General features: G+C 49.1%; 10 protein-coding genes. 6 read left to right on the forward strand and 4 right to left on the reverse strand.

The genetic code is table 11. The annotated features are described in order from the left end of the window. Positions 1-223: 223 nt before the first annotated feature. The 4 genes from NTX75_14350 to NTX75_14365 are packed head-to-tail and all read right to left on the reverse strand — an operon-like array spanning position 224 to position 6,585. A complete protein-coding gene (locus NTX75_14350) occupies positions 224-1,654 on the reverse strand; it encodes an efflux transporter outer membrane subunit (protein ID MCX5817396.1) in 1,431 nt (476 codons plus the stop codon). A gap of 1 nt (position 1,655) precedes the next feature. Beyond that, positions 1,656-4,835 carry an efflux RND transporter permease subunit gene (locus tag NTX75_14355; GenBank protein MCX5817397.1) on the reverse strand — a complete coding sequence of 1,060 codons (3,180 nt, stop codon included), beginning with the start codon at positions 4,833-4,835 and terminating at the stop codon, positions 1,656-1,658. Positions 4,836-4,848: 13 nt separating this feature from the next. Then, positions 4,849-6,015, reverse strand: coding sequence for an efflux RND transporter periplasmic adaptor subunit (locus NTX75_14360; protein ID MCX5817398.1), 1,167 nt, complete (start codon positions 6,013-6,015; stop codon positions 4,849-4,851). A 21-nt stretch (positions 6,016-6,036) separates the two neighbouring features. Then, positions 6,037-6,585 (reverse strand): TetR/AcrR family transcriptional regulator, encoded by a 549-nt coding sequence (locus tag NTX75_14365; protein MCX5817399.1) that lies wholly within the window; start codon positions 6,583-6,585, stop codon positions 6,037-6,039. Between the two features lie 309 nt (positions 6,586-6,894). Between NTX75_14365 and nikR the strand changes: the two genes are divergently transcribed. Genes nikR through NTX75_14395 form a run of 6 tightly spaced genes read left to right on the forward strand, consistent with a single transcriptional unit; the run spans position 6,895 to position 13,059 of the window. Continuing rightward, positions 6,895-7,311, forward strand: coding sequence for a nickel-responsive transcriptional regulator NikR (gene nikR, locus NTX75_14370; GenBank protein ID MCX5817400.1), 417 nt, complete (start codon positions 6,895-6,897; stop codon positions 7,309-7,311). Between the two features lie 60 nt (positions 7,312-7,371). Then, positions 7,372-9,561, forward strand: a complete 2,190-nt coding sequence (locus NTX75_14375) for a TonB-dependent receptor (protein ID MCX5817401.1) — start codon at positions 7,372-7,374, stop codon at positions 9,559-9,561. 28 nt (positions 9,562-9,589) lie between these two features. Then, on the forward strand, positions 9,590-10,297 hold the full coding sequence (locus tag NTX75_14380; protein ID MCX5817402.1) for a radical SAM protein: 708 nt from the start codon (positions 9,590-9,592) through the stop codon (positions 10,295-10,297). After that, positions 10,294-11,670 carry an ATP-binding cassette domain-containing protein gene (locus NTX75_14385; GenBank protein MCX5817403.1) on the forward strand — a complete coding sequence of 459 codons (1,377 nt, stop codon included), beginning with the start codon at positions 10,294-10,296 and terminating at the stop codon, positions 11,668-11,670. Before NTX75_14380 ends, NTX75_14385 begins: the two co-directional genes overlap by 4 nt. Further along, positions 11,654-12,442, forward strand: a complete 789-nt coding sequence (locus NTX75_14390) for an energy-coupling factor transporter transmembrane component T (protein MCX5817404.1) — start codon at positions 11,654-11,656, stop codon at positions 12,440-12,442. Before NTX75_14385 ends, NTX75_14390 begins: the two co-directional genes overlap by 17 nt. Continuing rightward, complete coding sequence (locus NTX75_14395; protein ID MCX5817405.1) at positions 12,439-13,059, forward strand: hypothetical protein; 621 nt, start codon at positions 12,439-12,441, stop codon at positions 13,057-13,059. The genes NTX75_14390 and NTX75_14395 overlap by 4 nt, the downstream gene beginning before the upstream one ends. Positions 13,060-13,527: the final 468 nt, after the last annotated feature.

A 13,527-nucleotide genomic window follows, 5' to 3' on the forward strand; every position in this document is an offset into this window, starting at 1 on the left:
CAACCAATAAGATTGGAATATGAGCAGGGAGGGAAACAGTGTTCCTGCGAATACCATATTTGGGCAACAGGCCGTAAAGATTTGACCGTATGCCAGCTATCGGGTCGCCCCCGCGTGGGGGCGTGGTTTGATAGGGGCAATTCCATATCAATAGATTTGTATTAAGGAAAATTCTGCCAATTTATTTCCGTTACTCCTTTGTCAGGCCCTCAGCCTACGCTACTCATCCTCCACCCAGCACCTTGTAAAGCGTTACAACGCTGCTAAACCGGGAGAGACGGAAGGCGATGAGCCCCTGCTGAGCTGCATAGAGAGAGCGTTGCGCATCCAGGACACCCAGATAGCTATCAATTCCCTTTGTGTAACGCGCACTGGCGAGGCGATAGGTTTCTGCAGTGGCATTCACCAGGGACTGTTGTGCCGATAGCTGTTTCTCAACCGTGCCCCTGACGGCCAGGGTATCGGCCACTTCCCTAAAGGCTGTTTGAATTGCCTTTTCGTATTGAGCCAGGACGATTTCTCTTTCTACTTTAGTCGCTTTAAACGCCGACCAGATCCGGGCGTCAAAAACCGGCATAACCACCTGGGGTGCGAAGGTCCAGGTGTTTGAACCGGCCTTGAACAGACTGGCCAGGTCGTCGCTCGTTGTTCCGATGTTGCTGGTCAGCGAGATGCGGGGAAAGAAGGCTGCCCGCGCCGCGCCTATGCTGGCATTGGCGGCCTTAAGGCCATGCTCTGCTTGAAGAATATCGGGCCGACGCAACAGCACTTCAGAAGACAGGCCGGGTGAAATATCCTTTGGCGCCGAAACGGCATTTAACTCATCAGGCAATAGTCCGGCAGGCACGGGGGAGCCGGCAAGAAGGTTCAGTGCGTTTTCATCCAGAGCCACCTGGCGGGTGTATTTTGGGACATCCACCCGAGCCGCTTCCAGCCTTGTTTGGGCCTGACGCAGATCAAGCTCGGAGGAGGTCCCGACTTCGTAGCGGCGGCGAATCAAGTTGTATGTGGCCTGCTGTGCCTCCAGGGTCGATTGAGCAAGTTTCAGGTTCTCGTGGTCCGCTGCAAGGGCAAGATAAAAGATTGTAATTTCTGTCATCAGAGAAATCTGCGCGCTGCGGCGAGCCTGCTCAGTGGCGAGGTACTGCTCCAACGCCCTGTCTTTTAAGCTTCGAATGCGACCGAAAAAATCAATCTCCCAGGAACTGACTCCCAGGTTGACGCCGTACTGCTTGAAGTTCATCGCTTCACCTGATTCTTGTGAGATGTCAGCCGGTACCCTTTGCTCGGTCCAGGCACCTGTAGCGTTTATTGCAGGAAACAATTCGGCGCGCTGGATGCCGTACAATGCATGTGCCCTTTCAACATTCAATGCGGCTATCCGCAGATCACGATTATTGTACAAAGCCATTTCGATGACCTGCTGGAGCTTCTCGTCGGTAAAAAATTCCTTCCAGCTCAGCTCAGGGGCTGTTGGGACATCGGCTGGAGCCTTGATTGCCTGGCTTGCCGCGGGGTAGTTCATTTCATTGTATGCAGGACCTGCAGGCCACTCAGAGGGGATTGGCGACGCCGGGCGTTTGTATTCCGGTGCCATCGTACAACTTATTAAACAGGCTATTGCAATAATTACAGGAAATATATTTCGTATCATGCTATTGCCCCTCCCCAGAACCTGTTGTGTCCGGATGTCGCTCAAGCGCTCTGTCCGGCTCTTTTTTCTTGAACTGACGCGATACGACAACAAAGAGCAGCGGAATGTAAAAGAGGTCGATAAATGTGGCAGAGAGCATCCCACCGGTAACGGCGGTGCCGATGGCCTTCATTGCACCTGCACCGGCGCCAGTCGCGATGGCCAGAGGCAGGACACCGAAGAAAAAGGCCAGTGAGGTCATGATGACCGGTCGCAGTCGCACCCGTGCCGCCCCAAGGGTAGCCTCGATCAGCCCTTCACCATGCGCCATTCGTTCCCTTGCAAACTGAATGATAAGGATGGCGTTTTTTGTCGTCAGACCGAGGGTGGTGAGAAACCCGATCTGGAAGTAGACATCATTGTGCAGACCACGTGACCAGGTGGCAAGCGTTGCACCGAATACACCAAGGGGCAACATCAGCATATTGGCGAGCGGGATGGGCCAACTCTCATAGAGGGCTGCCACACAAAGGAAGATTACGATGATGGAAAAGGCGTACAGTAGGGGTGCCTGGGAACTTGACATCCGCTCCTGATAGGAAAGCCCGGTCCATTCAAAACCGACCCCCTGGGGCAATTTAGAGACGAGTTCTTCCATCACTTTCATCGCTTCACCGGAACTTCTCCCTGCCGCTGGTTCTCCCCATATGCTCACAGACGGAAAGGCATTAAAACGCTCGAGCCTGGGAGAACCGGACGTCCAGTGGGCAGAGGCAAATGAAGAAAAGGGGACCATCTTTCCCGTGCTATTACGTACATAGAGCCTTTCCAGGTCTTTTGGCAGCATGCGGTAAGGGGCGTCAGCCTGAGCGTACACCCGCTTGACCCGGCCGCCCTGAATGAAGTTGTTTACATAGGCGCTGCCGAAGGCATCCGAGATGGTATTGTGGATGGAGGCAATGGGAATCCCAAGGGCACCCGCCTTTGCCCAGTCCACGTCGATATGGTATTGGGGCACGTCCTCCATGCCGTTGGGCCGGACTTTGGTCAGACGCTTGTCTTTTGAAGCCATGCCGAGGAGCTGGTTCCGGGCTGCCATCAGTTTTTCATGACCGAGTCCGCCTCTATCCAGCAGCTGGAAGTCAAACCCTGTGGCCATACCCAGTTCTATCACCGGAGGCGGCGGAAAGGCGAACACCATGGCATTGCGCATCTGAGAAAAGGCCTTCATGGCCCGTTCTGCAATGACTTTTACCCTCAGCTCTGACCGTTTACGGAGATGCCAGTCCTTGAGCTTGACAAATACCATACCATTGGTCTGTGCCCTTAAGGAAAAGCCGGAGCCGGCAACCGTCAGACAGGAGTCCACCGCTTCTTTTTCGTTTTCCTGGAAATACCGCTGTACCTGGTCCACAATTTTCTTGGTCTGCTCAAGGGTGGAACCCGTCGGCAGCATTATTTGAGAGAGCAGAATTCCCTGGTCTTCATCGGGAACGTAGGACGTGGGTGTACGAAGGAAGAGAATCCCGACAGCCGTCACGATCAGAATATAAATAATAGCGTAGCGCGTTTTCTTTGAAAAAGAATTGCCAACTATTTTCACGTACCGGTCTCTTAACCTGAAAAATATACGGTCAAACCTTGAAAAAAAAGGCCGCAGGAAAGGGAGCGCATTTTCAGCGGGTTCATGTCCCGCTGCCACCGGCTTGAGAAGGGAGGCACAGAGAACCGGTGTCAGGATTAATGCCACAACCACGGACAGAAGCATGGAGGAGATGACGGTCACCGAAAACTGGCGATAGATGACACCGGTTGAGCCGCCGAAGAAGGCCATGGGACCGAAGACCGCTGAGAGTACAAGCCCGATACCGATCAAGGCGCTTGTAATCTGTTCCATGGACTTGGCAGTGGCTTCCTTCGGCGAGAGTCCTTCCTCGCTCATGATCCGTTCCACATTTTCCACCACCACAATGGCATCATCCACCAGAAGACCGATGGAGAGCACCATGGCAAACATGGTCAGCATATTTATGGAGAAGCCGAAAAGTCCCAATATACCGAAGGTCCCCAGGAGCACCACCGGCACGGCGATGGTCGGGATCAGGGTAGCACGGATGTTCCCCATGAAAAGCCACATGACCAGAAAAACCAGCAGTATTGCCTCGAAGAGGGTAATGACTACCTCGTTGATAGCCACTTTGACAAATGGGGTGGTGTCGTAGGGATAGACGACCTTCATCCCCGGGGGGAAGTATCGGCTCATCTCTTGCAGTTTTGTTTTGATTGCATAGGCTGTATCCAGCGCATTGGCGCCTGCGGCCTGACGGATGGCCATGCCGGCGGAAGGTTTCCCGTTGTAAGAGACTTCGATATCGTAGATGTCGGTTCCCAGCTCCGTTCGCCCCACATCCCTGATCCGTACGATGGAGCCGTCCGGATTGATGCGGACGGGAATAGCGGCAAACTCATCGGGGGTCTTAAGCATGCTCTGGACAATAATGGAGGCGTTCAAACGCTGACCTTGCACTGCGGGTGCCCCACCGAACTGGCCGGCAGAGATCTCGACATTGTAAGCCGTAAGCGCCGTGATAACATCTTCGACTGTCAGATGGTAATCGACCAACCTGTCGGGGTTGAGCCAGATACGCATTGCATATTGGGATCCGAAGTTTTCCACTTCGCCCACGCCGGGTACCCGTGCAAGCACCTTTTCCAGGTTGGATTGGGCATAGTCCCTCAAGTCGTTGCCGTCCATACTGCCGTCTTCCGAGATCAGGCCAATGATCATGAGATAGTTTCTGGTGGCCTTACCGACGGTGACACCCTGGCGCTGGACCACTTCGGGCAGGCTGGCCATGGCGAGTTGGAGCTTATTCTGCACCTTGGACCAGGCGAGGTCCGGATCGGTCCCCGGGGCAAAAGTCAATTCGATGCGGGCGCCTCCGGCAGAATCGCTGGTGGCCGACAGGTAGAGCATCTTGTCGAGGCCTGTCATCTTTTGTTCGATGATCTGGGTTACGCTGTTTTCCACGGTCTCCGCTGAGGCCCCCGGATAAGAGGTCTGAATGTATATGGATGGAGGCGCGATGGGAGGGTACTGCGATACGGGCAGATTGTATATGGCGAGGCCGCCCGCCAGCATGATGATGATGGCAATGACCCAGGCAAAGACGGGGCGATCCAGAAAGAATTTTGATAACATCAGGTTCCTCCGTTTAATTCGCTTTTGCAGGCGGTTGGCCGGCATCAAAAGGAACAACCTTTACGGAAGCGCCGGGCCGCACTTTTTGGACCCCCTCGACGATCACCCGATCACCAGGTTTAAGGCCTGCGGTGACGAGCCATTTGTCTCCGATGGCACGATCGACCGTGAGCATCCGCTGCTGGACTTTACTCTCAGTGTCCACAATCAGGGTGACCGGATTCCCCTTCGGGTCGCGTGACACTGCCTGCTGAGGGACCAGGATGGTCTGTTCGTTGATACCTTCTTTCACCAGCGCCCGGACAAACATGCCCGGTAGGAGCACCCCTTTCGGATTTGGCACGACCACCCGAAGGATGACGGAACCGGTCGTCGGTTCCACCGTGATATCCCGGAATTGAAGCGTACCTTCCAGAGGATACGACGTCCCGTCTTCCAGGATGAGCCTGACTTTCTTCTGTTTCTCTCCGTTTTGATTAAGGTGGCCTTCGTCCATACTGCGCTTCAATCGCTGCAATTCTGTGGTGGATTGAGGCACATCCACGTACATGGGGTCCAGTTGTTGAATAGTTGCCAAAGCCAGGGGCTGATACGCTGTCACCATAGCACCGACCGTTACGTTGGATTTGCCGCTGCGACCGGGGATGGGTGCGGTGACACGAGTATACCCCAGATTGATACGGGCCGACTCAACCGTCGCTTTCCAATACTGAACATCAGCCTCGGCTTGTTTCAAAGCGGCGGTCGTATCGTCGTAATCCTGCTGGCTAACTGCTTTATCGGGAAGCAGGTCCCTGTAGCGCTCGAATTTCAATCGGATCGCGGGCAGATTGGCCTCAGCCCTCCCGAGGGCACCCTTTGCATTGTCGAGGGTTGCCTGATAGGGTGCCGGATCGATTTGATAAAGGACCTCACCTGCCTTGACGTCAACGCCTTCCGTAAAGAGTCGTTTCTGAATGATGCCACTCACCTGAGGTCTTACTTCCGCAAGGAGGTAGGCGGACGTTCGTCCGGGCAATTCGGTGGTCAGCACGATCTGCTGAGTCGATATTGTTACTGTGGCAACCTCCGGGGCGCCGCCCTGCGGCGGTTTCTCTGACTTTCCGCAACCGTTCACCATCAGACTGAAGATGAGAATTCCTACAGTGACAATGAGTTTGCTTCTATACTTGGTTTGCATACAACACCTCTCTAACAGGATTCATTTTATTTCCTCGTCCGCGAGCCTCAATAATTCTTCTATGACGTTGTTGCGTTGCTCTTTGCTGAAAGGTGATATGGACAGAATCTCCTGCAGCCAGAGACCATCTGCGGCAAGTGCAATGATAGCAGCCTGCTCAAATTTGGCGCCAGATGATATAAATCCCGCATAGAGTTTCCGGATGGCTTCTCGAACAGGCTCTACAAGCTTGGGATTGTGTGCGAGAGCGGCAAGGATGGGGGCGCCTATACGATCAGTACTCTGGTCACGGAACAGAACTGAGAGCACATACCCTTTGACTTCCCGTGTCGGCCCATCCGGGAGTTCTTTACAAGCCCTTTTTCGTGATTCTTCACGAATCTTTATTCGTCGGGAAATCATGGCTTCAAGGAGTGCCACTTTTGTCGGAAAGTGGTAGAGGAGCCCACCCTTGCTGACACCTGCTTTCGCGGCCACCGCATCAAGTGTCATGTGGGATGCGCCGGCTTCTATAACAACAGCCTCTGCAGCATCAACAATAGCGTCATATGAACTTACTCGCGAACTCATCAAATACACTCCCTTTGTATTTATTACTATACCGTCCAGATAGTGCAGTAATAAATATCATGATGAGATTGTTTTTGTCAAAAAGTTATTTATTATATTTTTGATCCTTTGTCTGAGAGCTACCTGGTGGTGGAACAATGACGCCTCATATTTCTCCAGACAGGCTTATTCTATACACGGGGAGTAGGTATTTCATCATTATGGCACGCTTGATGTTAAGCCGTGATGCTGGAAATAAGCCCGACGTTTTTATTTTACTTTGAAAAAAAATGTGCTATATAATTAAAAAAAGTAATATCAGGAAGTGTTATGTCTGAATTAGTAAGATTCGGGGTGTCTTTAGAGAAAAAACTGCTCGAGAAATTTGATAGTTTTATCAGAGATAGAAACTACACAAACCGCTCTGAGGCTTTCAGGGATATGATCCGTCAGGAGTTGATTAAAAAGGAGTGGACAGAAGGTGAAGATATAGCAGGCGCCATAACGCTCATTTACGACCACCACAGGAAAGACCTTTTGAGCAAGATTACCGATATCCAGCACAACTTTCAAAACGTAATCATTTCTACCCAGCACATCCATTTAGATCACGACAATTGTCTTGAGATTGTGGCTGTGAGAGGTAATCCGGCGGAAGTTCAGCGTCTCGCCGATACATTGAAATCCATAAAGGGCGTGAAACACGGGACACTAAACATGTCGAGCACAGGGAAGGGCATAGAGTAGTAATATTTTTTTATTCAATAGTAGCACGAATATTAGTTTCGTAACATACAGGAGGGATAGGTGGTTAAGCTAAATATCTGGATTATGGCAGCAATTGCCTCGTTGTCTTCTGTTATCGGGATTGTGTATGCACAGGAAAGCCATCCGGTCAAGTTAAGCGAAATTGTTGTAACTGCCACACGAACCGAAAAAGAACTGGCCGATGTCCCTGCTTCGACGAGCGTAGTCTCAAAGGATGATATTGAAAAGAGCAATGTTCAGGCTGTAGATCAGGCGCTGAATGCGCTTCCCGGCGTCCTTGACAGACGCGGGAAGGGTCTCATGGATACCCAGTCAGCCGTTACCTTAAGGGGCATGCCGGAGCAAAAGCGAACCCTCATCATGCTCGATGGCATAACCATGAACAAAGCCTACGATGGCACTGTCAATTTTGGCGGTTTTGCCCCTGATGACGTTGAAAAGATCGAGGTGGTCAGGGGTCCCTTTTCGAGCCTTTACGGCGGGTATGCCATGGGCGGGGTGGTGAACATCATAACGAAGATGCCCGAAAAAAAGGAGGTTACCGTAAAGGGCGGTTACGGCACGGACAACACGTGGGGCACCTACGCCTCCTATGGAGATAAATTCAAGGATAAGTTCAGGATCTTCGTGAGTTACAGTTACAAGTCCACCGATGGGTATGTGACCGATTACGATGTACAGACTGCAAAACCGCCTGCAGGGATCAGCGGCTGGTCACCGCAAAGGTATTACAGGGGGGCAAGCCAGTATCCCACCGTTTATCTCATCGGTGATAAAGGCAACAACTGGTGGTACAACAAGGGCCTCACTGTGAAAGCAGGCTATGATTTTACCAAAACGTCCAAGCTGCTCCTTTCTTATATGAGAAATGAAAGCGAATATATGTATCGGAATCCAAACACCTATGTGATGAACGCTGCCAGGGTACCTGTTTATACATACGGCACCGTGAGGGAATCAAGCTTTCTCGGCACGCCTGGCGGAACAACACAAAATATATATAATGCAAATTACGAAACAGAATTCTCATCTGTCAAGGCAAAGGCCTCTGTGAATCTTAACGAATTGGAAAAAAGCTGGTATGTAACCCCGGGCACGACAGCATCAACGACCCGTTTTGGAGGGCCGGGAACCGTTTCTTCCAGTCCTTCCCGTGCATACACCACAGATTTGCAGTTTGTTATACCGGCTTTTAAAATTCATACCCTCACCGTTGGAGGCTCATACCGATACGCCTGGTCGGATACCGAAGAGCGCACCCTGACATACTGGAAGGATGAAGATTCAACAACAAACCTTACCTATCAGTCACGGGGGAAGGACAGGACATTCGCCCTTTTCATCCAGGACGAGATAGCACTTCGCGATAATCTTACCGCCTATCTCGGTCTCAGGCAGGACTGGTGGAAGACCTTCGACGGGTATGCAAACTCTGCCGGTCTTGCAGGATATCCGCAACATTACGGGCCTTCAGACAGCTCTTCAATAAGCCCCAAAGGAGCACTCGTATACACGCCGTTCAAAGAGACTACCCTCAGGACGTCTGTTGGAAAGGCATTCAGGCCTCCCACCCAATATGACCTTTACAGGACATGGACCTCAACGACAGGGGTTACATATGCCGGCAACCCCAATCTGAAACCTGAAAAATCCCTTTCCTGGGATGTCAGTGCAGAACAAAAATTATGGGAAGGGTTCCAGTTCAAGACAGCATACTTCGAAACCTATATTGACGACCTTATTTACAGCAGAACCCTTACCCCGACACTTCAGGATAAGATCAATGTAGGCAAAGCCGATATAAAGGGTTTTGAAATTGAGGGTTCACAGAAGTTTGATGTAGGCATAACATTGTTTGCCAATTATACCTACAATAATGCAAAGGTAAGGGATAACGATGTAAAGCCGGAGACAGAAGGAAAACGGTTAACCTATGTTCCCAGCGAGATGTTCAATATGGGTTTTGACGTGGAGTGTGGTCCATTTAAGGCACATTGCGTGGAGAGATACGTGGGCAAGCGGTACAGTGACGACACAAACATAGACAGGATAAACGGGGTGTATCTTTCGTACGATCCATATTTTGTTGCCGATGCAAAGGTCTCCTATGCAGTTACAAAATTTGCCACCGTGTCCCTTGCCGTTGATAACGTGTTCGATAGAGACTATTTTTCATCTTACCAGGCACCCGGCAGAAAATGGTACGGCGAAATGACTTTGAAATTCTGAGATAAGAAATGTCAATGGAGGTCCCCAAGTGAATATACATCGCATAACCTATAACCCAGGGACAAATTCGTGCAGCCTCTATTTTATAGGTTGTAATTTCCGTTGTACCGGGTGTTACTGGAAAAAGATCTATCCAAAGGTTAGCCTCAAGAAATTAAGATTGTTAAATCTGAAAGAGGTCATTGAGATACTCAGGCCTGTTGTACCTGAAAAAGTTACTATTATCAGCGGTGATCCCGTCGAGAATCACGAATTTTCTGTTCTCCCGAAGACACTCTATGACGAATTCAGATGCGAGGTACGTCTTATGACGAATGGCCACATACTGCCTTCTCTCGAAGGGTTGAAACATGTGTCTCTCTCAATCAAGGCCTTAAGCGATGACCTGCACAAACGATATACAGGAAAATCCAATACAGCCCCCTTAAAGAATTTCAGGTTCCTCTACGAAAGCGGTATCGAGCTTTCATCATCCAGTGTATTTATCCCGGACGTAATAGACAAAGAGGAAATAAAAGGGATCGGGCGGTTTATTGGAAGCATAGACAGGGATATCCCCTACAGGGTAATCGGGTATATGCCGATAGATGACCTTCCATATCGCAGACCTTCCTATGAGGAGATTAAAGATGCAGCCGGGTCTATCAACGGCAGCCTTAATGATGTCGTTTTCTCAGACTCGAAAGAACAGGATTACACAGGCATAATCGATCTGTTTACCAATAACCTGAGATGATACACATCAGAAACCTCACCTACGTGTATCCGGAGACGGACGCCCCTGTGCTGGAGGGCATTAATCTGGAGGTTCATGATGGTGAGTTTATTCTCATTACCGGTGCAACCGGTTCCGGAAAGTCCACGCTTCTTTATTGCCTGAATGGTCTTATACCGCATGTTTTTGATGGAAAATTGACCGGAGAGGTTGCTGTAAATGGTTTCCTACCGAAAGACGTACCTGTTGCGGAGATGTCGAGGGTTGTCGGCACGGTGTTTCAGAACCCGGAAAGTCAGATATTTATGTTGCAAGTTGAGGATGATGTCGCCTTTGGCTGTGAGAATCTCTCTTTGCCAAAGGAAGATGTCATAAAAAGAAGGGATATGGCCCTGAAAGAAATGGGACTTTTTCACATGAGGCATGCAGAAACGCTTAACCTGTCCGGGGGCATGAAGCAGAGACTGGCGATAAGCTCGATCTATGCAATGGGGCCGCATATATTCCTCTTTGATGAACCGACCACTGATCTCGATTCAAGGGGGAGGGTTGAGTTCTTTAACGTTGTCAAAAGGCTTAAAGAAAACGGGAACACAATTTTACTCACAGAGCATCAGTATGAAGATTTTTTATTGTTAGCTGACCGGGTAATAGTTCTGGAGAAAGGAAAAATTACAGATTTTGGCCAGGTTAACAGGCTCAGAATGGTAACCGGCAGAGAGCTGCTAAAGGGCGAAGAGAGAATATTTTCAGATGAAATTGATATCAAGGGGGTAGCATTCGGTTATACAAAGGAAAGAGCTGTTTTAGCAGACATAAACCTGAATATCAAAAGAGGGGAATTAATTGCAGTTTGTGGCGACAATGGCTCCGGTAAAACAACACTGTTAAAGATTCTGGCCGGTCTTTTAAAACCCGATAAAGGAAGAGTAACCCTTTTGGGCCTTGTCAATCCCTCATTGGAAGAGCTTATCGGCAGGGTTGGCTTTTTGTTCCAGAATCCCGATGAGCAGCTTTTTGCAAACTCGGTAGAAGAAGAGATTATGTTCGCCCCTTTACAGTTAGGAAAAAAGATTAATAAAGATGAATATTTGAAGGTTGCCGATTTTAATTCTATCAAAAAGAGACACCCCCAGACACTGTCGAGAGGACAAAGACAACTCCTTGCAATAGTATCTGTTCTGGCAATGGAACCACAGATTTTCATTTTAGACGAACCGACAACCGGCTTAGACCACGGCAACCTGAACAACCTTTTCAGGATTCTGAATATGATGACCGATGAGGGGAAAACTGTTATTTTTTCCACACACCACAGGAACGTGAAAGAGTTTTCACAGAGGGTTATCTTACTAAAAGATGGCAGGGTTATGAGCGATGAGATATGTAAGTAGGGCTACACTTTTTCACAATCTGGACCCCCGAACAAAAATACTTATGAGTCTTGCCTGTGCCTGCCTTATAGTGATTCTGAATACGCCGATGAGCCTTTTCTGTCTTTTTGCGGTTCTCCTGCTGGCTTTTTTCTCCATAAAACCACCGTTTTCCGTTGTTAAAACCACTCTCTACCTGATGGCAATGGCTATGGTTGCCACTGTGATTTCCCAGGGTTTTTTTTACTATTTTCAACCAAGAACGCCCCTTTTTACAATCATTCCTGAAGATGCAGGGTTTTTTGGCAGGCTTACCGGCGGCATATCGGTTTACAGGGAGGGGTTAATTTACGGGGCAGTCCAGTCTATGAGGTTCTTTTCAGCCACACTTCTAAGCATGGTCATTGTGATGAGCACGTATCCTTCTGATCTTATATTAGGGCTAAAAAAGCTTGGTGTTCCTGAAAAGATTGGTTTTATGCTTACCGTCAGCATACGTTTTTTGCCGGCACTTGGAGAAGAAGCAAAGAGGATATTAATTGCCCAGAGATTAAGGGGGTTAAGGTTAAAAGGGCTGCGTGGCAGCATAAGGGGTTTTCGGTTCCTTGTCGAGCCATTGATTATCGACAGTCTTCGTAAGGCCAGAAGGATTGCCCTGGCCGCCGAGGTAAGGGGTTTTACCGGCAGGAGAACAGAGATTAAAAAACTGCGTTTTTTATGGATGGATTGGGTTGCCCTTTCCACTATATCTCTGGCAATAATCCTGGCAGTGAAAAACAGGTTTTATGTATGAATAGTTATATCAGTTCTATGGTCTTCGTCTTTATTCTGGGCGGTGTTGCCTTTTATGTGGGGTTAAGGCGCAGGCTCATAAAAAATTTTACTATTCACGAACTTATAGTCATTGCATTATTCTGCAGCCTCCTCTATATTGCCGGACTGCCCTTTAAATTCGGTTTAAGCCGTATCCCCTTTATTCACAGCTTTGCATATTCAATCCCCTTCACCGCTGTATTGTTCATTGGTATAAGACTTGTTCCTAAACTTGGCACTGCCACGTTGATTATTTTTGGACACAGCCTCCTTTCCCAGATTATCTCCCGTGGAATAAACCCTCTCTGGTGGCCCTATGCATTGCTCGCAGGATTTACTTTGGAGGTTTATTTTTTATGTTGCCGTAACTACCTGGAAAGCAGAGTAAATGCAATAGGTGCAGGTGTATTAAGGGGCTTTGTTGTGTATATCTATTTCTATTATATATCTGCCCCGTATATCTGGCATATATATTACGCCCCCTGGTATGTTTTAATTCAAACTTTACAGGGCATGACAGGCTCATGCATCGGCGCATTAATCGGTTTTTCTTTAAGCAAACCGATAATAAGCGCGTACCGGCACGGGGGATTATAAAATCAGGAAAAAGGTATATAGAGGCAGTGAACAGTGAATAGTGAAAGGTAGCCGCAGGTTTTAACCTGCGCGGAAGTGGAAAGGGAAAAGGAAAAGAGACAGGCTGAGGACTGAACGGCACAAACCTTTGTTACGAATTGCCTCCAAAAACAGCACTTTAAGCCCAGTGCGAAAAAGTGGATTAAGGATTGATTGATTACTCCATAATCCAATATTCTCAAGGGTTTGGTCCGACCCCAATCCACCGGGAATTGCTGACACCAGCCGGATTTTTGCTCCTTTGGGGGGCTTGGTCCATTACCGTGATGACAGAAAAAACTGCAAGAATTGAGGAGGTGAGTTATTGACAACACCTCCTACTCATCATTTATGTTAGGTAATAAAAATGGTTAGATTTAACAAGAAGAAAGGGGCAGGAGAACGAGACTTGCACCTGGGTCGAGCGAACCCTTTTTGTAGTGTGTTCCC

This window comes from Pseudomonadota bacterium, assembly GCA_026388315.1.
In the GTDB taxonomy this organism is placed as follows: Bacteria; Desulfobacterota; Syntrophorhabdia; order Syntrophorhabdales; family Syntrophorhabdaceae; genus MWEV01.